Origin of the sequence: Xenorhabdus taiwanensis (assembly GCF_036512875.1) — a bacterium.
Lineage (GTDB): Bacteria > Pseudomonadota > Gammaproteobacteria > Enterobacterales > Enterobacteriaceae > Xenorhabdus > Xenorhabdus taiwanensis.
Window position 1 is genome coordinate 3,156,256 of sequence record NZ_AP028978.1, and the last position, 26,390, is coordinate 3,182,645.

Sequence of the window (26,390 nt, forward strand, 5' to 3'; positions counted from 1 at the left end):
TTAATCAGCCAACTCCAAAATTCTCGCTACGAGTTGAGAAAAACTTAATCCGGCCTGACGCGCAGCAGTTGGCACCAGACTATGGCTGGTCATGCCAGGGGAAGTATTCGCTTCCAACAGGTAGAAATTACCATTCCCATCATCCATGATATCGACTCGCCCCCAGCCATGGCATCCCAGCGCCTTGTACGCTCTTAAAGCGATATCTAATAGCTCTCGCTCTTTTTCCGCACTCAAGCCGCTTGGACAAAAATATTGCGTTTGGTTGGAAATATATTTCGCTTCGTAATCATAAAATGTGTTTGAGGCCTGAATACGGATAGAAGGAAGAGCCTCGTCTCCCAAAAATCCGACGGTATATTCAGGGCCAAACAGCCATTTTTCAACCAATACATCAGTATCGTATTTAAATGCCAGCTCCAGAGCATTACGCAATTCGGCATATTCATTCACCTTAGTCATCCCTACGCTGGAGCCTTCCAGATTCGGTTTAACCATTAATGGCAGACCTAATTCTTGAACATACTCTTTGAGTTGAAAATCATTAAGTTGTTCAAATTTTGGAGAATTAATTACGACATAAGGTGAAATAGGCAGTTTTGCTCCCTGCCAGAGTTGTTTTGTGCGCATTTTGTCCATTGACAAGGCAGATGCCATCACTCCACTGCCGGTATAAGGAATTTGCAAAAACTCCAGCAAACCTTGCAACGTACCATCCTCACCACCGCGGCCATGCAGTGCAATGAAGACTTTATTGAATCCTTCCTCTTTGAGTTTAGTCACATCAAAGTCTTTTGTATCAACTGAATAAGCATTAATGCCCGCTTCCTTCAGTCCTGCCACAACCGCATGTCCTGATTGCAATGAAACCTCGCGTTCAGCGGAAGTTCCGCCCAACAGAACAGCAACTTTATCAACCATGATGTCCTCCCTCATAAAAAGATGGCTGCAATTTTGTTTCAGCCAAATTGCGCGCTATTTTACCGATATTACCGGCACCCTGTACCAATACTAAATCATTGTTTTCTATCACCTGCGACAGAATGATTGAAACTTGTTCAGGCTCTGATACAAAAATCGGATCCAACTTGCCACGACTGTGGATAGTACGGCATAAAGAACGGCTATCCGCGCCTGGGATCGGGGTTTCACCTGCGGCATACACATCCAACATTAATAAAACATCCACCTGACTCAGGACATTGGCAAAATCATCATATAAATCACGAGTTCTTGTATAACGGTGTGGCTGGAATACCATGACAATGCGTTTATCCCCCCAACCCGCTCGTGCCGCTTTAATCGTGGCATCAACTTCTGTTGGGTGATGACCATAATCATCGACCAACATCACGCTACCTTCTTTACCATTGATATGTTTAAGAGGAAAATCTCCCAGAAAATCAAAGCGACGTCCGGTTCCCTGAAACTCAGCCAGAGAAGCCAGAATAGCGGTATCATCAATGCCTTCTTCTGTTGCCACTGCAACCGCGGCAGTTGCATTCAGCGCATTGTGGCGACCAGGGGCATTTAACACTACATGCAAATCCGGTAAATCCAATCGGCTGATAGTGAAAAATCCCTGAGCCCCTTTCTGCTCATAATGGGTAATACGGACGTCAGCTTCCTCACTGAAACCATAGGTCGTGATATAACGCCCAATGCGGGGAATCAGTTCTTTCACGACAGGATCGTCAATACACATAACCGCACGCCCATAAAATGGCAGGTTATGCAGGAAGTTAACGAACGTTTGCTTTAAGTTTTCGAAATCCCCTTGATAGGTATCCATGTGGTCAGCTTCAATATTGGTAACGACCGCCATCATGGGCTGCAAGTGCAAGAATGAAGCATCACTTTCATCGGCTTCTGCAATCAGATAGCGGCTGCTACCTAAGCGAGCATGTGTACCCGCTGCTTTGACCAACCCACCATTCACAAATGTAGGATCAAGCCCCGCCTGTGCATAAATGCCTGCAATCATTGCCGTCGTGGTGGTTTTTCCATGTGTTCCCGCAATAGCGATACCGTGACGATAACGCATAAGCTCTGCCAGCATTTCCGCACGACGGATCACTGGAATTCTCGCTTCACGTGCAGCCACAATTTCGGGGTTTTCTGCCGAAATAGCCGTGGATGCTACGACTACGCTAGCGTCCCGCACATTTTCTGGGCGATGATTGAAATAAATAGTTGCACCCAGTGCAATTAATTGCTGTGTGACAGGATTGGGAGCCAAATCAGAACCGCTTATCTGATAACCTTCATTAGCCAACACTTCGGCGATACCACCCATGCCAGCACCACCGATGCCAACAAAGTGGATATGCCTGACTTTTCTCATTTCAGGCACTGAAGCTCTTAATTTCGCCAACTGTTGTGTATTCACGTTTTAATCTTCACTCGTTATGTTTACATCACCGTTCTATCTGGAACGGCCTGAATGATTCTCTACAGCATCAATCAATGCTGCTGCTACACGTTCGGTTGCATTAATGATGGCTACTGAGCGTGCTTTTTCTGCCATTTCTAACAATTGCGGGCGTTGCCATTGGGTCAATAACCCTACAACCGCATCAACCGTAAATTCGGGCTGTTCGAGTATCTTTGCGGCTCCCGCTTTTTCCAGAGGCAAGGCATTCCAATATTGCTGTCGATCTTTATGCCGGAAAGGAACAAAAATCGCCGGTAAGCCTGCGGCAGAAATTTCACTGACCGTAAGTGCACCGGAACGGCATACGACAATATCAGCCCACGCATAAGCCTGTGCCATATCATCAATAAATTCAGTCACTTTGAATTCAGTTTTAACTGAATCTTCATATTGTTTCTGCGTCTCTTCTCTGGCGCCCTTGCCTGCCTGATGCCATAAAGTGATTTTATCACCCAGGCGAGCGGCAACTTCTGGCATAGTTTGGTTCAGGACCTTGGCGCCTTGACTGCCGCCAACGACCAGCACCCGAACAGGTCCTTCACGCCCAGCCAAACGCCGCATTGGTTCTGGCAATGCCAATACATCCTCCCTGACAGGGTTACCAACAACCGGCGCGCTGGGGAATGCGCCTGGAAATGCCTGTAAAACGGTTTTGGCAATTTTGGCTAACCAACGATTAGTGAGTCCCGCAATACCATTTTGCTCATGCAGTACTACCGGAATGCCACACAACCATGCTGCGATCCCACCTGGCCCAGAGACATATCCTCCCATTCCCAGCACAACATCGGGCTGATAACGGCGCATAATGGCTTTTGCCTGTCGAATAGCCTTAAAAATTCTCATTGGGGCAGCAAGTAACGCTTTAACTCCCTTGCCCCGCAAGCCCGAAATCTGAATAAATTCGATATCAATGCCATGTTTCGGAACTAAATCAGCTTCCATGCGATCCGCGGTTCCTAACCAGCGAATATCCCACCCCTGCTCTTTTAAATGGTGGGCAACGGCCAGTCCCGGGAACACATGCCCCCCCGTACCACCAGCCATCACCATCAAACGCCGGTTTTTGCCACTCATTTAGAGCTCCTTACAAACGCCTGTGCTTTTGCCAGACGTACTTCATAATCAATTCGCAACAACAAGACGATGGCCGTTGACATTACTATCAAACTCGAACCACCGTAACTGACTAAAGGTAATGTTAATCCCTTCGTTGGCAACATACCTGCCGCCGCACCAACGTTAATGAACGCCTGAAAGCTGAACCATATGCCGATTGCACAAGCTAAAAAACCAGAAAACCGCTGATTAAGCTGCAATGCCCGACGACCGATCATCATGGCGCGGAAAGCGACGAAGAATACCATTGCCAGCACTAAAACCACACCGAAATAACCCAATTCTTCGGCCAGAATGGAGAAAATAAAGTCAGTATGGGCTTCCGGCAGGTATTCGAGTTTCTGGACTGAATTTCCCAGTCCCTGGCCAAAGAAATTACCGCGACCAAATGCCATTAACGATTGGGTTAACTGATAACCACTGCCAAAAGGATCTTCCCACGGATTCAGGAAAGAGGTCACCCTGCGTATACGATAAGGTTCAGCAACAATCAGTACGCACACGGCAAATATTCCGCAGCCAATAATGGCAAGGAACTGCCACAATTTTGCGCCTGCCAGAAACAGCAGTGCCAACGTTGTTACAAATAACACCACCACGGTTCCCAGATCGGGCTGTGCTAACAACAATATTGCCAATGCAACCATGACACTCATCGGCTTGCAAAATCCCCAGAAGTTGTTTCTTACTTCCTCAACTTTTCTAACCAGGTAACTGGAGAGATAACAAAAGAGTGATAGTTTCGACAATTCTGCTGGTTGAATGCGTAATGGGCCAATTGCGACCCAACGCGATGCCCCATTGACTGAACTCCCTACAAACAGCACCACAACCAGCATCATGATTGTCACTAATAACATGACATTGCTATAACGCAGCCAGAAGTCCATCGGAATGCGCAGCGTAATCAGGGATAAGAAAAAGCACAGTGACAAATAAATGGCATCACGTCGTGCAAAGATAAAGGGATCTTGGGCAAGGCGCTGGCCAACGGGCATTGATGCCGACGTTACCATGACAAAGCCAATCACAGCTAACCCTAATATCATCCAGACCAGAGTACGATCATACATAACGGTATCTGTGGCATCGGGTTCCACATTTCCCGCTAACCAAGTTTTAAATTTACCAAGGCCTGGAATGGTCATCAGCCTAACTCCTCTGCCAAACGGGCAAATTCATGACCGCGATGTTCAAAACCATTGAACTGATCGAAGCTGGCACAAGCGGGTGACAGCAGCACCATGTCGCCAGAAACCAGCTTGGGTGCAATTTCTCTCATCGCCTGTTCCATTGTTTTTGTCAGTGTTGCAATTTCCGGGCGCAGTTGTGCCAGCCGCCCTCCATCACGACCAAAACAGTAAAGACGAATATGTTCCCCCGATATATAAGGTTTCAGTGGAGTAAAATCCGCCGCTTTTCCATCTCCTCCCAATAAAAGATAGAGTGTTCCTTCCAGCTTCAATCCACTCAATGCCGCTTGGGTGCTGCCAACATTGGTTGCTTTAGAATCATTCACCCAACGAATACCATTTCTCATGTGAATCACCTGAAAACGGTGTTCCAGCCCGGAATAAGTACGTAAAGCCTGAAGGCTGGCCGCACGAGGAATACCTACAGCATCTGCCAGTGCTAACGCTGCCAATCCATTGGCATAGTTATGTTGCCCGACCAACTGTATTTCACGTGTTGCCAGCACAGGATGTTGATTGACCATCAGTTGTTGGTGTTCACTGTCAAGCTGATAATCACCACTATCCACACCAAAACTGATACAACGGCTGTCTTTGCCTGTTTCTGGTAGTGTCAGCGCATCCTGTTCATTGACCACACAAATTTTCGCTTGATTGTAAATACGCAATTTTGCTGCATGATACTGTGCCAACCCTTTGGGATAACGAACCATGTGGTCTTCGGTCACATTCAGCACCGTCGCTGCCGCTGCTTTCAGACTGTAAGTTGTTTCAAGTTGGAAACTGGACAGCTCCAGTACATAAAGCTGACAAGACTGTTTCAGCAATTCCAGTGCAGGGATACCAATGTTGCCACCTACACCAACCTGCCACCCTGCTGTTTTCGCCATTTCGCCAACCAGAGTAGTCACGGTACTTTTACCATTTGAACCCGTAATGGCAACGATTGGCGCAGTCGCTTCGCGACAAAACAGCTCAATATCACCGATAATTTCAACACCGGCATCAGCCGCCGCTTGCAATTCTGGCGTTGCTAGCGCAATACCTGGACTGGCTATGATTAAATCAGCATCTACCAACCATTGTGTGTTCAGGCTGCCGGTGTGACATTCGACACTATCAGGCAACTGATTACTGCCCGGTGGTACTATACGGGTATCCATCACACGCGGGATCACCCCACGTGTAATAAAAAAGTCAACGCAGGACAGACCGGTCAGCCCTAAGCCAACGATAACAACTTTTTTACCCTTGTATTCCGTCATGAGACGTTCAGCCATGATTAACGTACCTTCAGCGTTGCCAGACCAATCAACACCAACATCAAGGAAATAATCCAAAAGCGCACGATAACGCGCGGCTCTGGCCAACCTTTCAATTCATAGTGATGATGAATCGGTGCCATACGGAAAATGCGCTGTCCACGCAGTTTAAATGAGCCAACCTGCAAGATGACAGACAACGTTTCCACCACAAAAACGCCCCCCATGATGATCAGCAGGAACTCCTGGCGCAACAACACAGCAATGGTTCCTAATGCCCCGCCCAGAGCCAATGAACCAACATCTCCCATAAACACTTGCGCCGGATAAGTGTTAAACCACAGGAAACCCAACCCTGCACCGACAATCGCAGTACAGACAATCACCAGTTCACCCGCGTGACTCAAATAAGGGATATGCAGGTAGTTAGCAAAATTCACGTTACCCGTTGCCCATGCCACCAAGGCAAAACCGGCGGCAACGAGTACTGTTGGCATAATGGCAAGGCCATCCAATCCATCAGTCAGGTTCACCGCGTTACTGGTTCCTACAATCACAAAATAAGTCAGCAGAATGTAAAACAAGCCCAGTTGCGGCATAACTTCTTTGAAGAATGGCACAACTAATTGGGTTGCAGATGTATCTTTGCCGATGCTGTACATAACAAACGCGACCCCCAGAGCAATCACGGACTGCCAGAAATATTTCCAACGAGCAATTAGTCCCTTGGTGTCTTTACGCACCACTTTGCGGTAATCATCCACAAATCCCACAACGCCATAACCGATTAAAACAAGCAAAACACACCAGACATAGGAATTATCCAAACGCGCCCACAACAACACAGAGATCGTAATGGAGAACAAAATCAACAATCCCCCCATTGTTGGTGTTCCACGCTTACTAAAATGGGATTCAGGACCGTTATCGCGTACAACTTGACCTATTTGCAATTTTTGCAGATAAGCGATCAATCTTGGCCCCATCCATAGCGCGATGAATAATGCAGTAAGCAAGCCGACGATGGCCCTGAACGTCAAATATGAGAAGACGTTAAAGCCGGTGTGATACTTAACCAAATATTCGGCCAGCCAAACTAACATTGGAAATTCTCCTTCAGTACGTTCACGACCTCTTCCATTGCGGCGCTACGTGAACCTTTAATTAATATGGAAATCATTTCGTGTTGTTCCAATAAAGGAAGCAGTGCTGCAACTAATTCAGTCTTGTTCGCAAAATGCTGCCCCCGACCACTCGCATCACTGATATGGGCACTGAAAGCCCCAACGCTGAGGACCTTATCTATATTTGTGGATGCTACGGCTTCGCCCACCTCACAATGGCACTCAATTACCTGCTCCCCCAACTCTCCCATATCACCAACAACCATGATCCGATAACCGGACATCTGCGCCAGCACATTCGCCGCAGCGATCATGGAACCGGGATTCGCGTTATAGGTGTCGTCTAATATCATTTTTCCCTCAGTCAGAAGAATAGGAAATAAACGTCCTGCAACTGCTTGCAATCCCGATAATCCGGTACGAATATCATCCAGCGATGCACCAACAGAAATTGCCAACGCACTGGCTGCCAATGCATTGGCAACATTGTGTTTTCCCGGCAATGGTAATGTCAGTTCAACACTCCCAATTGGGCTATGGAGACAAAAATGTGTTGTCAACGGCTGTTCTAAAATATCTGTTGGGTAAAAATCCGCCCCCGTTGTTGATGAAACGGAAAAGCGCCATACTGTTTGCTGAGCGCTAATGCTGTGCTGCCAATTTTCCCAATCATTGCTATCAAGATTGATTATGGCGGTTCCGCTCGGAGCAAGGCCTGCAAAAATTTCACCTTTAGCCTTTGCCACTCCGGCCAACGAGCCAAACCCTTCCAAATGGGCAGAAAAGAGGTTATTGACCAATGCACTTTCAGGACAAGTTATTTCTGTGGTGTAAGCAATTTCACCGATATGGTTCGCACCCAGCTCAATTACAGCAAACTGGTGTTCATCAGTAAGCCTGAACAAGGTCAATGGCACCCCAATGTCATTGTTGAAGTTGCCCGCTGTATAAAGGGTACTTCCACACTGACGCAAGATCGCCGCAGTCATCTCTTTTACCGACGTTTTACCCGACGATCCGGTTAACGCTATAATGCGTGCTCTACTTTGCTGACGAACCCAACCCGCCAGTTTTCCCATCGCCAGACGAGTGTCTTTAACCACAACCTGCGGGCAATCAATATCCAGATAACGGCTAACCAATAAAGCGCCGGCACCCTGCTGTGCTACATCAGCCGCGAAATCATGTGCGTCGAATTTTTCCCCTTCTAAGGCAATAAACAACCCGCCACGCACGATCTTACGACTATCAGTTTCCACCGCATTAATTTGAAAAGTTTCAGCTTGCTGTTCGGTAACACGATGTAACAAGCCACCCGTCAACTGGGCTAATTGTTGTAGTGTCAGAGGGATCATGCAATTACCCCCAGCAAACGCGCAACGGTCAGGCGATCTGAGTAATCCAGACGACGATTGCCAACCAGTTGGTAATCTTCATGGCCTTTGCCTGCCACAAGCACAACATCTTCTTCACTTGCCTGCATAATGGCACTGGTGACGGCCTCAACCCGCCCATGAACGGCTGTCGCTTGTCCCGGATCGATGAATCCTTGCAGGATATCAGCCACAATTGACTGAGGCTCTTCACTGCGAGGATTATCATCAGTGACAATCACACGATCAGCACCCTGCTCTGCAACGCCCCCCATTAATGGACGTTTGCCTCTGTCGCGATCACCGCCACAACCAAATACACACCAAAGTTGCCCTTTACAGTGCAGGCGAGCCGCAGATAATGCTTTTTCCAGGGCATCAGGCGTGTGAGCATAATCAACCACAACCGTTGGACGACCCGCAGCAGAAAAAACTTCCATACGTCCACAAACAGGCTTCAGACAAGAAGCCGTCGATAGCAGTTTCTTCAGGGGATAGTCCAGCGACAACAAAGTTGCAAGCGCCAACAGTAAGTTATTCACATTGAACGCGCCCATAAGAGGGCTATTGAACGTTCCATCCCCCCAACTGGAAGTAAACGTGATGGAAGCACCTTTATCGTGATAATGCACCTCACTGGCCGATAGCCAACGCCCCTGCCAATTTTCTGGCAAGTTATTTTCCATCGAGACAGCAACTGCATCCGGCAGACGAGCCAACCACTTCTGCCCAACAGCATCATCAGCATTAATGATTTTCTGCTTTACATCATGGTCACTGAACAGTCGCCATTTGGCTTCTTCGTAATTTTCCATATCACCATGATAATCCAGGTGATCACGGCTTAAATTAGTAAAAATAGCAGCCTGAAATGGCAATGCAGCCACTCTTCCCTGAACCAGACCATGCGAAGAAACTTCCATCGCAACAAAAGTGGCATTTTGGTTAGCAAGTTGTTGTAAATCAAGTTGAATATCAACCGCAGAGCCAGTCGTATTTTCGCTGGGTACTATCATGCCCAGCAAACCATTTCCTACTGTTCCCATCACGGCACTGGTTTCGCCAAGCCCTTGGCTCCATTGCGCCAACAATTGGGTTGTTGTTGTTTTCCCGTTGGTGCCAGTCACTCCAACCAATTTCAGTTTATTGCCGGGATGTTGGTAAAACTCGCCGGCCAGCTTTGATAATTTGCTATTTAAATTATCCAGATAGATAACAGGCACACCATGCATTTTCTGCATCGTGCCGTTATCCGCTTTTCCTTTCGCTTCTGCAATCACCGCTGCGACACCTTGAGCGATGGCTTGAGGAATATATTTTCGGCCGTCTGTCTGATGCCCTTGAACCGCAACAAACAGATCTCCGGCAGCCGCCTTACGGCTATCCAATGTCATTTCGCGCAGCGGAAGCTCCGGTGTATCAACACCCCAAGGAGCCAATAAATCGCGCAAATTACGATCTGCCACTTTTATCCTCTTTATTGATTAATCACAAATTCGTTTTTATCGCCTGCAGGCAATGCATCTGGTTCAACATTCATGGTACGCAGAACACCACTCATGATTGTGCCGAAGACAGGTGCAGCAACGGCACCACCATAATATTTGCCTGCTTGTGGATCATTAATGATCACAACCAGTGAAAACCGTGGATTACTCGCCGGTGCAATCCCGGCAGTATAAGAAATATGCTTATCATTGAGATACTTGCCATCCGGCCCGACTTTTCTTGCCGTACCAGTTTTAACGGCAATGCGATAACCTTTTATCGCAGCCCGTACACCACCTCCTCCCGGTAATGCCACACTCTCCATCATGTGCACCACTGTCCGCATAACAGTTTCAGGAAATACTCGGGTGCCCGGTACGGGAGGATCGACTTTGGTAATTGACAATGGGCGATAAATGCCCAGACTGCCTATCGTTGCATAGACTCGCGCTAACTGTAACGGCGTTACCATTAGCCCGTAACCGAAAGAAAAGGTGGCCCTATCAAGATCTGACCACCGTTGTTTATTAGTTGGAAATAAGCCACTACTTTCTCCGACCAGCCCCAAATTGGTCGGTTTTCCCATCCCAAAGCGTGAATAGGCATCCACTACCTCTGAGGCAGGCATCGCTAACGCCAGCTTGGAAACACCAACGTTGCTCGACTTCTGTAAGATCCCGGTGATAGTTAACTCAGCGCGTGGTGCAACATCTTTAATTTCATGCCCCCGCGATCCATACGTTACTCGGTATGGTCTGGTATCTAACACCGTATTTTCTTTGACAATGCCACTATTCAATGCACTCATCACCACCAGCGGCTTCACTGTGGAGCCAGGCTCGAAGATATCGGTGATGGCGCGGTTACGCATCGCATCTTTCGGCGTTCCAGCCAAATTATTTGGGTTATAAGACGGGCTGTTTGCCATCGCCAAGACTTCGCCTGTGTTGACATCAACCAATACGGCTGTACCTGATTCGGCTTTATTCAGTGCAACCGCTTTCGTCAATTCGCGATACACCAAAGTCTGAAGACGCTCATCTATGCTGAGCGTCAAATCGTGGGCAGCCCTGCTATCTGTAGATGAAATATCCTCAATAACACGACCCGTACGATCCTTACGCACAGTTCTGCTTCCCGGCATGCCGGTCAACCAGTTATCAAAACTCTTTTCTACGCCCTCAATACCTTTGCCATCAATGTTAGTCACCCCAATAATATGTGCTGTCACCTGCCCAGCCGGATAATAACGGCGGGATTCCTGACGCAAATAGATACCAGGTAGCTTCAATTTCTCGACATAATCGCCGATAGAAGTGTTCACTTGACGAGCAAGGTAAACAAAACGCCCCTTGGGATATTCGCTAATTTTGCTGGTTAATTGTTCAAGAGGGATAGAAAGGGCATCAGCCAAAGCCCGCCAACGGGTGTCATTTGTGATGCCGCCTTTTTCAAACACTTCCTTAGGATCTGCCCAAACCGCATCAACAGGCACACTCACTGCCAGTGGGCGCCCATTGCGATCATTAATCATGCCACGGGCAGTCGGGATGGATTGGATACGCAGGGAACGCGAATCACCTTCTTTTACCAAACGATCAGGATTGATGATCTGCAAATAGGCAACACGAATCAAAAGCCCGATTAAAGCAACCCCAATGCCTCCACATAGCAAGGCAAAACGCCAGCTTACAAAACTTGCTTTATCTTCTTGCTTTTTCAACTTTAAAGAGCGTGCAGCTTTCATCGCCCACCTTTTGGTTGTCAACTGGACTTATTGAGTGATCACAATATTCTCTTTACTCGGATCAACGTGTTGCATCTGCAATTTTTCAGTCGCAATCCGTTCAACCCGACTGTGATCACCCAGTGCGTTCTCTTCAAGGAGCAGGTTACGCCACTCAATATCCTGAGCATCAAGCTGGATTACTTGACGCTCTTTTTCCGCAGTCAATAAGCGGGTCTGATGTGCGATCGTCACAACGCTGATAGCTGAAACAACAACGGCTACCAGCAAAATCAGTGGGAGTTTGGCATTACGAATTAAATCATTACCAATCACTCCAACTAATCCATGACGTTCACCAGCCATCACTCACCCGCCTTTTCAGCAAACCGCAAAACCGAGCTTCGCGCTCTTGGGTTTGTGGCTACTTCACCTTCTGAGGGTTTCATTTTGCCAATGGATTTCAGATTTCTCCCCCCCAGCGTTTTTAACTGCGCTTCCGTGAGAGGTAAACCGACTGGAACCTGTGGCCCCTGACTGTGTTGTCGGATAAAGCGTTTCACTATGCGATCTTCCAACGAATGGAAACTGATGACAGATAATCGCCCTTGTGGTGCCAGAACGCGCAGTGCGCCATCTAATGCACGTTCTATCTCTTCCAGTTCACTGTTAATGTAAATCCTGATAGCCTGAAAGCTGCGTGTTGCCGGATGCTTATGTTTTTCTTTAACCGGGCTTGCCTGAGCAATTAACTCTGCCAGCTCTCGGGTACGTGTAATAGGTTGTTCCTGATTGCGTGCCACAATAGCCTTCGCGATACGCTTGGCAAAACGTTCTTCACCAAATGTTTTTAACACCCATGCGATGTCATCTGCTTCAGCTTTCATCAACCACTCTGCGGCAGACTGCCCCCGAGTGGTATCCATACGCATATCCAATGGCCCATCACGCATAAATGAAAAACCACGTTCAGGATCATCCAGCTGTGGGGAAGAAACCCCTAAATCCAGCAATACGCCATTAATTTTTCCAATCAAACCCGCGTCTTCTGCATAAGTTGCCAATTCAGAAAATGGCCCATGAGTAATAGAAAAACGCTTGTCCGTAATGGCCTTTGACGCTTCAATGGCTTGTGGGTCACGATCAATCGCCATCAAACGTCCATTGGGTCCCAATTTCGACAAAATCAGGCGAGAATGTCCCCCTCGTCCAAATGTTCCATCGATATAAATTCCATCTTCTTGAATATTCAGTCCATTGACAGCTTCATCCAGCAGTACACTGGTATGCTTAAAATAACTATTTGCCATGTTATAGTGATAAATCCTGTAGCCTTGCTGATAGAGGTTCTTGTGTGGATTGTTCCGCCGCAATATCATCCTGTACCTGTTGATACCAAACTTGCTCATCCCACAATTCAAATTTATTAAATTGCCCAACCAGCATGACCTCTTTTATTAGCCCTGCGTGCTGCCGCAGTGTGCTGGCTAATAAAAGACGTCCTGCACTGTCCATTTGACATTCACTGGCGTGTCCCAATAACAAACGTTGAACACGACGTTCGGCTGGATTCATGCTGGATAAGCGAGATAATTTTTTTTCGATGATTTCCCATTCGGGTAATGTATAAAGCAACAAGCACGGCTGATGGAGATCAATAGTACAAACCATCTGGCCTGTTGATACTTCATTCAGCATTTCTCTATATCGGGCTGGTACAGTGAGCCGCCCTTTGCTATCGAGATTAACCAGTGTTGCTCCACGAAACATACTCAGGTTACCCCTTGATGGCCCAAATCTCCACATTATCCCACAAATCACCACAATTAAGAGTTTACGGATGGTATGAAAACCTTGTCAAGCCAGAGCCCGTGCGCTTTAGCTAGATTTACAGAAAGATTCAAAAGAGAAAAAGAAGGATTTTTTAGTTTTAGCTATATTAATAATGGATAACACTATGATAATTTTGAATAATTTAATAAATCTGTAGATAGCCTTATTCGGGATGGAATTTAGCGCAATTAATTACCACTTAAATTAATTTATGTAACCCATATCTCTTTGTTGCCCAATTGTTAACCACCGCAAGCTTATTAATAATAACTATACATTTAGGTTACAGTAGCATAAAAAATAATAACACATTAAAACCTTTCACTTATCTAAAAATATAAAACGGCTATATATCAATCAAATAAAAAAATAATACTCGAATAACAAATAACACACATGAATAATAACATTATGTTACAAAATTATTCATCTTGTGAATTTAAATAACACATTATCGATTTTCACGGTCATAAAAAGCCGTTTAGAAGAATTTTAGTAAGAATAATCTCAAAATTACCTCAACAAGCGTATTTTGATGATTTTCGGCAGGTAAACAGCACCCTCATCTTTAATGAGGGTACTCAATCAGACTTTTCGGCTTAACTTACCGCGACGACATAGATGACGACGAATTCGGGTTATTCCAGGGGTTGGGCGCTGCTTTTCATCCAAACTGGCTAATACCAGTTCAAGGGCACGTTCAGCGACATCACGATGGCGTTGTGCCACCGACAATACTGGACATTCAAGGAAATCAAGCAACTCATGATCACCAAATGTGGCAATAACCAATTGACTAGGTAAACGGCCACTGCGCTTGAGGAGTGTATCCATAACTCCCTGAAGTAACGCAAATGAAGTGGTATACAAGGCCTGAGGAACAGGGTTTATCTCTAACCATGATGCAAATACTTCAGCCGCAGCCTCACGTTCATAACTATTGGCATAAAGATAGTTTACTTCCCGTGGATCATGCTCCCATGCTTCGCGGAATCCTTGTTCACGCAAAAAACTGACCGATAATTCAGGCAATGCCCCCAAATAAAGGACAGATTCAGCCGGGAATTGACACAGTTCCTGTGCCAGCATCTTCGCATCTTCGAGATCATCTCCAACCACACTGACAAAGTGTTCGCTATCTAGAGCACGGTCAAGTGCGATGATGGGTAATGTGCGATTTGCCCAGCGTTGGTAAAAAGGATGCTCAGGCGGCAAAGCGGTGGAAACAATGATAGCATCGACCTGACGTTGCAAAAGATGTTCAACACAGCGCATTTCATTATCAGGCTGATCTTCAGAACATGCGATCAATAGCTGGTAGCCACGCTGCCGTGCCTGACGTTCAAGATAATTGGCAATACGTGTGTAGCTGGTATTTTCCAGATCGGGTATGACTAAACCAATTGAACGGGTTCGCCCCGCCCGAAGGCCAGCAGCGACGGCATTGGGATGATAATTATGCTCCCTGACCACTGCCATCACTTTTTCCACTGTTTTATCGCTGACCCGATACTGCTTGGCTTTACCATTGATGACATAACTGGCCGTAGTACGTGAAACACCTGCTAGGCGGGCGATCTCATCCAGTTTCACATTAACCCCTCAGTAATATTATGAAAAAGCCCTACTTTACAGTAGGGCTCAATGAATATCTGTATTTTAACCCGCAGATTACGATTTTTCATCGCATAATTTTATCTCCGCGCGAGACACCAACTATACCCGATCGCGCGACTTCGGTAATCTCTGCCACTTCTCTGACTGAATCAAGAAAAGCGTCCAGTTTTTCACTCGTTCCTACTAATTGAACGGTATAGAGTGTTGAAGTCACATCAACGATCTGCCCGCGAAAAATATCTGTGCTGCGCTTAATCTCTTCCCGTCCATATCCACTGGCTTGTAATTTAACCAGCATGATTTCACGCTCAACATGAGGCCCTGCTGTTAATTCGTTGACCCGCAATACATCCACCAACTTATGCAATTGCTTTTCAATTTGCTCCAATACCTTAGCATCACCTTTGGTTTGAATGGTCATGCGTGACAATGTGGGATCTTCAGTCGGAGCAACGGTCAAACTTTCGATGTTATAACCTCGCTGGGAAAACAAGCCAACCACGCGGGATAATGCTCCCGATTCGTTTTCAAGTAATACAGACAAAATCCGGCGCATGATCAGGTCCTCTCTGTTTTGCTTAACCACATTTCATCCATTGCTCCGCCTCGGATCTGCATTGGATAAACATGTTCTGTCTCATCAACGGTAACATCCACGAAAACGAGACGTTGATTTTCAGTCACTTCATGCAGTGCCTGAGTCAATTTAGCCTCCAATTCATCGTAAGTTTGGATGGAAATACCAATATGCCCATAAGACTCAGCTAATTTGACAAAATCAGGCAGGGATTCCATGTAGGATTGAGAATGACGCCCCGCGTATATCATATCCTGCCATTGTTTCACCATACCCAAGAACCGGTTATTCAGGTTCAGTACCAGAACAGGCAGACCATATTGCAAGGCAGTAGATAATTCTTGAATATTCATCTGGATACTGCCATCACCTGTTACACACACGACCGTGGCTTCAGGTTTTGCCAGCTTCACGCCAAGCGCAGCAGGCAAACCAAATCCCATCGTTCCTAAACCACCGGAATTGATCCAACGTCTTGGTTTATCAAACGGATAATGCAAAGCAGCAAACATCTGATGCTGACCAACATCTGACGCAATATAGGCTTCCCCTTTGGTTAGACGATAAAGGGTTTCAATGACCGCCTGTGGCTTGATTTTCACTGTTGTGTGATCGTAATCAAGACACTTGCGGCTGCGCCACTGTTCAATCGAAAGCCACCAATCTTTCAGAGCATCAGGATCTTGGGTAGCTTCTATGGAATCCAATAATTCCAGCATCTGACCAAGTACCTGTTTAGCATCGCCAACAATGGGGATATCCGCCGTTACCGTTTTAGAAATCGAGGTTGGATCGATATCAATATGTAATACAGTGGCTTCCGGGCAATATTTTTCCAGATTATTGGTTGTTCGATCGTCAAAACGCACACCCACGGCAAAAATAACATCAGAGTTGTGCATCGCTTTATTCGCTTCAAAAGTCCCGTGCATTCCCAGCATTCCCAGACTTTGGCGATGCGTTGCAGGAAATGCACCCAATCCCATCAACGAACTGACGACCGGAATATGAAAATGTTCAGCCAACTTCCGCAGTTCAGTTGTACATGCTGAATTTATGACACCCCCTCCGATATAAATCACGGGTTTTTGTGCTGCCACCAGCGTCTTCAATGCACGCTTAATTTGTCCCTTGTGTCCCTGCACAGTAGGGTTATAAGAACGCATGTTAATTTTTTCAGGATACACATACGGGAATTTCAGTGCAGGGTTGACGGTATCTTTGGGAAAATCGATAACAACAGGCCCTGGCCGACCACTTGCGGCCAGGTAAAAAGCTTTTTTAATGGTATCTGGAATATCTTCTGCTTTTTTTACCAGAAAACTATGTTTCACGATAGGACGGGAAATTCCCACCATATCGCACTCCTGAAAAGCATCATTACCTATCAGTGAACTGGCAACCTGACCAGATAACACGACCATAGGAATTGAGTCCATGTATGCCGTTGCAATGCCCGTAACAGCATTGGTTGCCCCTGGTCCGGAGGTGACTAAAACAACCCCAACTTTCCCCGTACAACGCGCATAGCCATCCGCCATATGAACAGCACCCTGTTCATGACGCACTAAAATATGTTCGATTCCCCCAATCGTATGCAGGGCATCATAAATATCCAGTACCGCCCCGCCCGGATAACCGAACACGTGTTCAACGCCCTGATCGATTAGTGATCTGACAACCATTTCGGCTCCTGACAACATCTCCATCGAGTTTGCCTCCAGGCTCTGTTTGCAAGTTAATCGTCAGAATTTCATAAGGTAACAAAAAAGTTACCTTATTTATTCCATTTCTTATTTATTCCATAACGCTAAGTTAACTAACATAACGTTAGATACAAGTGTTAGCAAACATCAATTTACACATTAGAAACATTTGTTGAAGAAGAGCCGAACTTTTGTCTATTTTCAATCCCGATACATAGATTCAATTTCACGCTGATAACGCTGAGAAATGACCTTGCGGCGTAATTTCAATGTCGGTGTTAATTCACCTTTTTCCATTGAAAAGGCTTCCGGCAAAAGAATAAATCGTTTGACCTGATGGAAGTTAACAATATTTTTTTGCATTTCTTTTAAACGTCGTTCAAACAGCTCTACAATCTGGTGATTGCGCAACAACTCAAGGCGATCACGATAATGGAGATTGATAGATTTCGCGTATTCTTCCAGCGCTTCATAACTGGGAACAATCAACGCAGAAACGAATTGGCGGGCATCAGCAATGACGGCAATATGTTCAATAAAACGATCCTGCCCTAGCGTCCCTTCAATCATTTGCGGCGCAATATACTTGCCTGTTGACGTTTTCATTAAATCTTTCAGGCGCTCGGTAATAAACAGGTTACCGCTATCATCCAGCTTTCCGGCATCGCCGGTCCGCAACCAGCCATCTTCCGTAAAGGCATGAACAGTTTCCTCTGGACGGTTGAAATAACCTTTCATTACAATAGGGCCACGCACTTGGATCTCTCCTTCCGCGCTGATGCGAACATCAACATCAGGTAATGGCGTACCAATTGAGCCTAACAGATAATTTTTTTCTTCCCAGCAAGACACCGTGGCACAAGTTTCTGTCATGCCGTACCCATATTTGATATCCAGGCCGATGGACAGAAAAAAACGCGTAATGGCATCGTCGAGGCGTGCTCCTGCCACGGGCAAGAAACGTACTCGCCCTCCTAAAAGACCACGGAGCTTATTCAACACCAATTTGTCAGCCAATTGATAACTACAGCGCGTGAATGGGCAACCTTTTTTATTCTTCTGCTGACGCATCCAGTGCTCTTCTCCCCGCTTCAATGCCCAATTAAAAATCATCCTACGCCAAAAAGGCGCACGGGACACTTTTTCTAAGATCGCACTATGCACTTTTTCATAAAAACGAGGAACAGAACACATCACTGTTGGCTGCACATCAGACATAGCTTCACGCACAAGACTGGTCTCTGTTAAATAGACGTTCAGAGCCCCAGTGTGCATGACATAATAACTCCACGCCCGCTCAAAAATATGGGATAGCGGCAGAAAGCAAAGCGATACATCCTGATTAGTCAATGTTAACCTCTGATCATGCAGATAGAGCTGTGCCGCCATATTCCGGTAATCCAGCATCACTCCCTTTGGCTCTCCCGTTGTGCCAGAGGTATAGATTAGTGTGAAGAGATCATTTAAATCCTGACCCGCAATACGGCTATTAAATTCTGCCTGATATTGCGAATAATCATTGTCAATAAAAGCAGATAAATACAATGCTTGCGGGCATCCTTTCAAGTCGACAGACTCATCCATAACAATAAGATGAGCAAGTTTAGGACACAGTTCAATCAGTGATATTGCAATGTCATATTGTTCCTGCCCGCCAACAAATAACACCTGTACCCCTGCATCATTAAGAATAAATGCCGCCTGATCAGCAGTATTGGTCGCGTATAATGGCACGGTCACAGCCCGAAGCTGAAGGATAGCTAAGTCAGCCAATGACCATGCCATACTGTTCTGCGCAAAAATACCCACTTTCCCCTGCACTTCTATTTCCAATGACAATAATGCTTTTGCCACAGCTCTCGTTGTACATTCAACCTGCCGCCAATTCATTTCCAACTGTTCTGATAGTGACCATTGCCGAAAGGCAATTTTTTCTGGATATTCATTGAATTGCTGCTGCAAGCGATTAACCAAGTGATAGGAGTGCAGAGGATCTGTTATCACAATATATTCCTGTATAAATATTTCATTCAGCGTCTTTAGTAAGTGTCTTACCTACTTTTCAGCTTACAGATGTTAGCTATTTGCGCGCAGTCTACCTATTCCTGATAAAAGGGGGAAGTCCATTTTTGATAGAGCGCTATCCCAGTATGCAACTATCTTGTACACAACATAGGGATAGACTCTTATTTCATCGATTCTGCTTTAACGTGATCTATTCTTGCTCACCAAGATGGCTTAATAGTGATTTCATCCACTGATGGCCTTTATCCCGCTCTGTTGCACCATGCCATATCAAATAACAAGGACGAAAAATCTGACCATTGGGTAAAGATACTGAACAGATATTTAACTGTTCGGAATAGTGTTCAACCATCCATTTTGGCACTATAGCAACCAGATAAGTCTGGGAAACGATATTAAGAACGCTATTTAAATCCGTTCCCTGATAAGAAACAGAACACAATAATTCATTATTTTCATAGTAAGGCTTACTAAATGAATCTATGTTATCCAACGCAACGATGGCATGTCTTTCTTCCTGCAATTGTTGCTGAGTAATTCGCTCACTAATTCTTGGATGATGTTTAGAAACAGCTAAAACCAATTCATCATTAAACAGAGAATAATTATGGAAACCAGAGCATTCCAATTGGTTGTAGCTGATAACAAATTCTACTTCCTGATATTTTAATTGCTTTTCAATATCATCATTAATTTGTGTTTTAATGATAACCTCGACATTATAGTCATGTTTTTTTAGCTGCCCAACAATTTGAGCAGCTAAACGAATATCAAGAGGACTACAAATAGAGAGATGAAATACTCTTGTACTCTTGTTGGGGTCAAATCCCATTCCAGGCAGTTCATTATGGACAATTTGCAACGCCTGTCTGAGCGGCCCAAAAAGCTGCTTTGCTCTCACCGTTGGCTGAATACCTCGGCCATAACGAACAAATAATTCATCACCAAACATTATTTTCAAACGAGCTACTGCATTACTGACAGCAGGTTGTGACATTCCTAACACCTGAGCTGCACGTGTAATATTCTGCATTTGCATTACAGTATCAAAAACAGTCAGCAAATTAAGATCCACACCACGCAATTGAATATCGCATGATTCTTTTTTTTCTGTCGTTATTGAGTTGTATTCTGTCATTATTTCACTCCACTAAACTTATAGCAGTGTTCTCATTAAATATGAAAATTAATAAGATTAATTACCTCAATTTATTAGAAAATATATTGAGATTCATTCTTGTACAAAAAAAATAAAATAGGCATAACCAATACATTCTTATCTACGTAACCGTAATATTTTTATAGTTATGAATATTAATGTGTTATATATGAATGGCAATAACTCAACTTACACTAATGATTTGTATCAAAAACAATTAGCCAACAATGAAATTCCAATCTATCAAAATATAATTTATTAATATCCTATATGGTTATGACTGCTTAACCTAAAACACTGTGGTTAACATCCATCTATCCTTGTTCCTTATCCATCAGAGCAGGATTTTACTCCATATATAGATATGAAAAATAGATAAAAACATCGCTAAAAATGTAAAAAATAGTCACTAAGCTCAACAATGACTCAATAAACAACCCGAAATGTGCACAATCCACGCTAAATTCATACTTAATATTGCTTGACATTACTTTTTAGATAAAGTATCTATAAAATACATTGACAATTAAAACTACGTTAACAAATTTACAAAGGTTAGCTCACATGATCCACCCTATTCTTCTACTAAACCTACTAATTATCGCCTTTAATAATGCGCGTGGTATGTTGGTGGGTGGAAAACAGGAATAAGTTAACCGACATCAGACACAAAAAACCCGCGCCATGCGCGGGTTTTTTTTACCTGCCGGCGCTCAGAAATAAAACCCAGTTACAGAAATAAGTTATCTAACTAAATTAATTAGTCTATTTAACAGGAGCACAACATGAGCCAGCAAGTTATTATTTTCGATACTACGTTACGTGATGGAGAACAGGCATTACAAGCCAGTCTGAGTGTGAAAGAGAAACTGCAAATCGCTTATGCACTGGAAAGGCTGGGAGTTGATGTTATTGAAGCCGGTTTTCCAGTTTCTTCTCCGGGAGATTTTGAATCCGTCCAAACCATTGCCCGTGAAATCAAAAATAGCCGCATCTGTGCCTTATCCCGCTGTGTTGACAAAGATATCGATGTCGCCGCTGAAGCCCTGAAAGTCGCTGAAGCCTTCCGCCTGCATATGGTACTGGCTACCTCAAATTTGCACGTCGAACATAAATTAAAAAGAACCTTTGATGATATTGTGGAGATGGCGGTTCGCTCCATCAAACGAGCACGTCACTACACCGATGATGTCGAGTTTTCCTGTGAAGATGCAGGCCGTACAGATATCGATAATTTGTGCAAAATTGTCGAGCAGGCCATTAAAGCAGGCGCAACTACCGTCAACATTCCAGACACGGTGGGTTACACAACACCTTACCAATTCGGCGGTATTATACGCACATTATTTAACCGCGTACCCAATATTGATAAAGCGATTATTTCAGTCCACTGCCACGATGACTTAGGCATGTCCGTCGCTAACTCCATTACAGCAATCCAGGAAGGTGCTCGTCAAATAGAGGGCACTATCAATGGATTGGGAGAACGTGCAGGTAACTGCTCGCTGGAAGAAGTGATTATGACTATCAAAACGCGCCAGCAAATGTTGGGAGTGCATACCAATATCAACCATCAGGAAATTTACCGTACCAGTCAGTTAGTTAGCCAAATTAGCAGTACACCGATCCCCGCTCATAAAGCTGTTGTTGGCAGTAATGCGTTTTCCCATTCATCCGGCATTCATCAGGATGGTGTACTGAAAAATCGTGAAACTTACGAAATCATGACGCCAGAATCTATCGGCCTGAAAGATACTCAATTGAACCTGACCTCACGTTCTGGACGTGCCGCTGTGAAACATCGTATGACAGAAATGGGCTATCAAGAGAATGACTACAATTTGGATGCACTGTATCAGGCATTCTTGAAATTGGCAGATAAAAAAGGACAGGTGTTTGATTACGATTTAGAAGCCTTGGTGTTTATCAATCAACAACAGCAAGAACATGAACATTTCCGTCTGGACTATTTCAGTATCCAGTCAGGCTCCAATGTAATACCTACTGCAACCGTTAGCCTGGCCTGTGGAGATGAAATCAAATCTGAAGCCTCGACGGGCAATGGTACTGTTGATGCCATCTATCAGGCCATCAACCGCATTACGGGTTACCCTCTGGAATTAATTTCCTATCAATTATCCGGTAAAGGGCATGGTAAAGATGCGCTTGGTCAGGTTGATATTATCGTGGAATGTTTTGGCCGCCGTTTCCACGGAGTGGGTTTGGAAACTGACATTATTGGTTCCTCTGCCAAAGCTATGATCCATGTTCTGAACAATATCTGGCAGGCCGAACAAGTAGAAAAAGAGAAGCGACGCATCTCCCAAAGCAGTAACCACGACAGCAATATTCAAAACAATCGCCAGAACAACAAAAAGGAAACTGCATAATCATGACCTCAAGCCAATCTATTTCAAATGACGCGACTCCAGACAAGCAAGAAACTCAGCATTGCCACCTTGCTGTTTTACCTGGTGATGGCATTGGCCCTGAAGTTATGAAGCAAGCCTACAAAGTGTTGGATGCCATCCGTCATCGTTTTAATATTCGTATCACAACCAGCGAATATGATGTGGGGGGTATTGCCATTGATCGTCATGGCACGCCTTTGCCTCAAGAAACGATTACCGGCTGTGAAAAAGCTGACGCGATCCTATTTGGCTCCGTAGGTGGCCCAAAATGGGAGCACCTGCCGCCCGCCGAACAGCCAGAACGAGGGGCGTTATTGCCATTGCGAAAGTATTTTAAACTATTCAGTAACTTACGCCCAGCACGCTTATATACAGGCTTAGAATCATTCTGTCCCCTTCGCCATGATATCGCCGCCAAAGGCTTTGATATTTTATGCGTCCGTGAGCTGACAGGCGGTATTTATTTTGGACAACCCAAGGGGCGCGAAGGTGAAGGAAAATATGAGCGTGCTTTTGACACTGAGGTTTATCATCGTTTCGAGATAGAACGGATAGCGCGTATTGCATTTGAATCTGCGCGCAAGCGCCGCCATAAAGTCACTTCGATTGATAAAGCAAATGTTTTGCAAAGCTCCGTATTATGGCGTGAAGTCGTTAGCAAAATCGCCAAAGATTATCCTGATGTTGCAATCGAGCATATGTATATCGATAACGCCACTATGCAATTGATCAAAAATCCCGCTCAATTTGACGTTCTATTATGCTCCAATATTTTTGGCGATATTTTATCCGATGAGTGCGCTATGATCACGGGTTCAATGGGAATGTTGCCTTCTGCCAGCCTGAATGAAAAAGGCTTTGGTTTATATGAACCTGCTGGTGGTTCAGCTCCTGACATTGCAGGTAAAAATATCGCCAACCCAATTGCCCAAATATTATCCACAGCACTATTGCTGCGTTACAGTCTTGGACACCGTGATGCCGCTGATGCTATTGAACGGGCGATCAATCACGCTTTGGAACAAGGTTATCGTACCGCAGATCTCGCGGGCAATGACAAAGCGGTCAGTACCGATGAAATGGGCGATATCATTGCACGCTATATCACCGAAGAAGTTTAAGAAAACCTAACCAAAGAAAGGAAAACATAAGCATTGAAAAAGGCCAGTAAGATAACTTACTGGCTGGCTGGTAAAAATACCAGAGGGAAACACAGCATAAAAGGAGTAAAAATGAACAGTTATGGATGGTTTGATTTTAAATCTGCGTGAATTATGCCTCCAGAAGGTTAATTCACAGAAAAAGCTAAAGTTATAAACATTTATTGTCTGGTCAGAACTATTTTATTCACTTTTTCTGTGGATATGTATGTGAAAAAGAGCGGGGTAAAGCGGGTATACTTTTATTACATATTTTTACATTCTCTATAATAATAAATAAATAATCTTTTATTTTCATAATGTTAATGTATTTTATATCCCTTTTAACGTTACATATCACTGGTGAAAATATTTGCCCCTCCTCGTGCTGAGCAAATATTAGCCATCGGTGAATTTATCCACAGGATATGCCTTTTAGTTAAACAAAAATCGCCTATTTTTGTAGAAAACATCATTCATTAGCGCTGTAAATCAGACCAGTGATCTCACTTTTTATCACTTATCCCATAAAACTGTGGATAACATAGTGTAAGATCCTGTTTATTATCACTGGGAATAGGTGAACAATCATAATGAGTCTATTTTTAATGCAACAAACAACCATGAAAAAATCTTTTATATCATGCTATTATCAAAGTGATCTTGTTAACGATAAATTAATAATGATTTCCCAAAATCCACATGAACACTTTTTAACCAGAAAAAAATATACCCTATAACATGTACTTTACACCTCCAACACCGCCTGAAAACGAACAACAACTCCTCAATCGTGCTCATTCTCTGGCTGGCTTATCTATGGGTGAACTTGCTGCACTGGCCAGGCTCTCCATTCCCCCCAATTTAAAACGTGATAAAGGTTGGGTTGGTATGCTGCTTGAATACTATTTAGGAGCAAATGCGGGCAGTAAACCTGAACAAGATTTTGAACATATTGGTGTCGAGTTGAAAACTATCCCTGTGGATAGCAAAGGTTATCCATTAGAAACAACCTTTGTCTGTGTTGCTCCTTTAACAGGTAATAGCGGCATTACCTGGGCAAACTGCCACGTCAGGCGTAAATTATCCCGTGTCCTGTGGATACCCGTTGAGGGAGAAAGAAGTATTCCACTCTCTGAGCGCCGTGTAGGTTCTCCGTTACTTTGGAGCCCGAATGTGATTGAAGAAGAATTGCTGCGACGCGATTGGGAAGAACTGATGGATCTTATTGTATTAGGAAAAGTCGAAAGCATTACTGCCCGTCATGGTGAAGTGCTGCAATTGCGCCCTAAGGCAGCCAATAGCCGAGTATTGACTGAAGCGATAGGTGAATATGGTCAGCCAATTATGACGTTGCCCAGAGGTTTTTATTTGAAAAAAAACTTTACAGCGCCGCTATTGGCTCGCCATTTCTTCTTGTAATCCTTAATTGGCAAAAACCCTGAATACGTTATTTTTCTTTCAGTTTAAAAGCAAACTTAATATTGTCCACCAGCTATTGCATTAACGTATGATGTCGCATAATGTTAATTTTTTATATGTAATTATCATTAATAAAATAATAGCGAAATATAAAACTGCAATAGAAAAAACATTCAGAAATAATTTATAATATCTTTATTTATCCAACATCTAATTTTTCTTATTACTTAACTGATTTTTCACTTTTTTCAGTGCCATTTTCCTTTTCAATGGAGACAAATAATCGATAAAAACAATGCCATGTAAATGGTCAATTTCATGCTGCATAACAATTGATAAAAAATCTTCACTTTCTATCGTAATTGGCTGACCAAGCCGATCAAATGCTTTTACCTTTATTTTTTCAAACCGTTCAACATCTGCGTAATACCCTGGTATTGACAGGCAACCTTCCTGATTCACCACGCGACGCTCTTTTTCAACGATCTTTGGGTTAACCAAAACCATCGGCTGATCACGATTTGGAGAAATATCAATAACCGCAATCGCTTCCTTCCGGCCAACCTGTGCAGCCGCCAAGCCAATGCCTGCGCTGTACATTGTCTCCAGCATGTCATCAATTAGCGTTTGAATTTTATCAAAATCAGTGACATCAACACATTTTTGTCTCAATCTTTCATCTGGAATTGTGAGGATCTCTAGAATTGCCATAACATATTTCCTTGATTGTAACTTTTACCATTATTGCTATTTTAACTATATACCTTTTTATTTCCCAAATT

The 26,390-nt window shown here is 44.4% G+C and carries 20 protein-coding genes and 1 pseudogene; 3 read left to right on the plus strand and 18 right to left on the minus strand.

What is annotated here, in order from left to right:
• The 17 genes and pseudogenes from ACE1SE_RS14685 to leuO form a co-directional block, all read right to left on the minus strand.
• Complete coding sequence (locus tag ACE1SE_RS14685; protein ID WP_374051496.1) at positions 1-921, minus strand: D-alanine--D-alanine ligase; 921 nt, start codon at positions 919-921, stop codon at positions 1-3.
• Positions 914-2,389, minus strand: coding sequence for a UDP-N-acetylmuramate--L-alanine ligase (gene murC, locus ACE1SE_RS14690; RefSeq protein ID WP_374051497.1), 1,476 nt, complete (start codon positions 2,387-2,389; stop codon positions 914-916). Before murC ends, ACE1SE_RS14685 begins: the two co-directional genes overlap by 8 nt.
• A 36-nt stretch (positions 2,390-2,425) precedes the next feature.
• Positions 2,426-3,511: an undecaprenyldiphospho-muramoylpentapeptide beta-N-acetylglucosaminyltransferase gene (gene murG / locus ACE1SE_RS14695; RefSeq protein WP_374051498.1), complete on the minus strand. Its 1,086-nt coding sequence runs from the start codon at positions 3,509-3,511 to the stop codon at positions 2,426-2,428.
• On the minus strand, positions 3,508-4,701 hold the full coding sequence (gene ftsW, locus ACE1SE_RS14700; RefSeq protein WP_374051499.1) for a cell division protein FtsW: 1,194 nt from the start codon (positions 4,699-4,701) through the stop codon (positions 3,508-3,510). Before ftsW ends, murG begins: the two co-directional genes overlap by 4 nt.
• Positions 4,701-6,011: a UDP-N-acetylmuramoyl-L-alanine--D-glutamate ligase gene (murD, locus tag ACE1SE_RS14705; RefSeq protein WP_374053680.1), complete on the minus strand. Its 1,311-nt coding sequence runs from the start codon at positions 6,009-6,011 to the stop codon at positions 4,701-4,703. The genes ftsW and murD overlap by 1 nt, the downstream gene beginning before the upstream one ends.
• A gap of 17 nt (positions 6,012-6,028) precedes the next feature.
• Positions 6,029-7,111, minus strand: a complete 1,083-nt coding sequence (gene mraY / locus ACE1SE_RS14710; RefSeq protein ID WP_374051500.1) for a phospho-N-acetylmuramoyl-pentapeptide-transferase — start codon at positions 7,109-7,111, stop codon at positions 6,029-6,031.
• Positions 7,105-8,487, minus strand: a complete 1,383-nt coding sequence (gene murF, locus ACE1SE_RS14715) for a UDP-N-acetylmuramoyl-tripeptide--D-alanyl-D-alanine ligase (RefSeq protein ID WP_374051501.1) — start codon at positions 8,485-8,487, stop codon at positions 7,105-7,107. Before murF ends, mraY begins: the two co-directional genes overlap by 7 nt.
• Complete coding sequence (murE, locus tag ACE1SE_RS14720) at positions 8,484-9,971, minus strand: UDP-N-acetylmuramoyl-L-alanyl-D-glutamate--2,6-diaminopimelate ligase (protein ID WP_374051502.1); 1,488 nt, start codon at positions 9,969-9,971, stop codon at positions 8,484-8,486. Before murE ends, murF begins: the two co-directional genes overlap by 4 nt.
• Positions 9,958-11,740, minus strand: a pseudogene (gene ftsI, locus ACE1SE_RS14725) (peptidoglycan DD-transpeptidase PBP3). The gene murE and the pseudogene ftsI overlap by 14 nt, the downstream one beginning before the upstream one ends.
• Positions 11,741-11,767: 27 nt before the next feature.
• Complete coding sequence (gene ftsL / locus ACE1SE_RS14730) at positions 11,768-12,088, minus strand: cell division protein FtsL (protein WP_374051503.1); 321 nt, start codon at positions 12,086-12,088, stop codon at positions 11,768-11,770.
• Entirely contained in the window at positions 12,085-13,029 is a 945-nt protein-coding gene (rsmH, locus tag ACE1SE_RS14735) for a 16S rRNA (cytosine(1402)-N(4))-methyltransferase RsmH (RefSeq protein ID WP_374051504.1), read from the minus strand. Before rsmH ends, ftsL begins: the two co-directional genes overlap by 4 nt.
• A gap of 1 nt (position 13,030) precedes the next feature.
• On the minus strand, positions 13,031-13,489 hold the full coding sequence (mraZ, locus tag ACE1SE_RS14740; protein WP_374051505.1) for a division/cell wall cluster transcriptional repressor MraZ: 459 nt from the start codon (positions 13,487-13,489) through the stop codon (positions 13,031-13,033).
• A 648-nt stretch (positions 13,490-14,137) separates the two neighbouring features.
• Positions 14,138-15,145: a catabolite repressor/activator gene (gene cra / locus ACE1SE_RS14745; protein WP_374051506.1), complete on the minus strand. Its 1,008-nt coding sequence runs from the start codon at positions 15,143-15,145 to the stop codon at positions 14,138-14,140.
• Between the two features lie 88 nt (positions 15,146-15,233).
• Entirely contained in the window at positions 15,234-15,725 is a 492-nt protein-coding gene (gene ilvN, locus ACE1SE_RS14750; protein ID WP_374051507.1) for an acetolactate synthase small subunit, read from the minus strand.
• Positions 15,726-15,727: 2 nt separating this feature from the next.
• Positions 15,728-17,455 carry an acetolactate synthase 3 large subunit gene (gene ilvI, locus ACE1SE_RS14755; protein ID WP_374051508.1) on the minus strand — a complete coding sequence of 576 codons (1,728 nt, stop codon included), beginning with the start codon at positions 17,453-17,455 and terminating at the stop codon, positions 15,728-15,730.
• A 198-nt stretch (positions 17,456-17,653) separates the two neighbouring features.
• Entirely contained in the window at positions 17,654-19,453 is a 1,800-nt protein-coding gene (locus ACE1SE_RS14760) for an AMP-dependent synthetase/ligase (protein WP_374053681.1), read from the minus strand.
• 214 nt (positions 19,454-19,667) lie between these two features.
• Positions 19,668-20,615, minus strand: a complete 948-nt coding sequence (gene leuO / locus ACE1SE_RS14765; RefSeq protein ID WP_374051509.1) for a transcriptional regulator LeuO — start codon at positions 20,613-20,615, stop codon at positions 19,668-19,670.
• An 806-nt stretch (positions 20,616-21,421) separates the two neighbouring features.
• On the opposite strand from leuO, the gene leuA reads away from it, so the two are divergent.
• The 3 genes from leuA (at position 21,422) to mutH (ending at position 25,608) form a co-directional block, all read left to right on the plus strand.
• Positions 21,422-23,026 (plus strand): 2-isopropylmalate synthase, encoded by a 1,605-nt coding sequence (leuA, locus tag ACE1SE_RS14770; RefSeq protein WP_374051510.1) that lies wholly within the window; start codon positions 21,422-21,424, stop codon positions 23,024-23,026.
• A gap of 2 nt (positions 23,027-23,028) precedes the next feature.
• Positions 23,029-24,168, plus strand: coding sequence for a 3-isopropylmalate dehydrogenase (leuB, locus tag ACE1SE_RS14775; protein WP_374051511.1), 1,140 nt, complete (start codon positions 23,029-23,031; stop codon positions 24,166-24,168).
• A gap of 759 nt (positions 24,169-24,927) precedes the next feature.
• Complete coding sequence (gene mutH, locus ACE1SE_RS14780; protein WP_374051512.1) at positions 24,928-25,608, plus strand: DNA mismatch repair endonuclease MutH; 681 nt, start codon at positions 24,928-24,930, stop codon at positions 25,606-25,608.
• Positions 25,609-25,818: 210 nt separating this feature from the next.
• Here mutH and def read toward each other — a convergent pair whose 3' ends face one another.
• Positions 25,819-26,319 carry a peptide deformylase gene (def, locus tag ACE1SE_RS14785; protein WP_374051513.1) on the minus strand — a complete coding sequence of 167 codons (501 nt, stop codon included), beginning with the start codon at positions 26,317-26,319 and terminating at the stop codon, positions 25,819-25,821.
• Between the last annotated feature and the right edge of the window lie 71 nt (positions 26,320-26,390).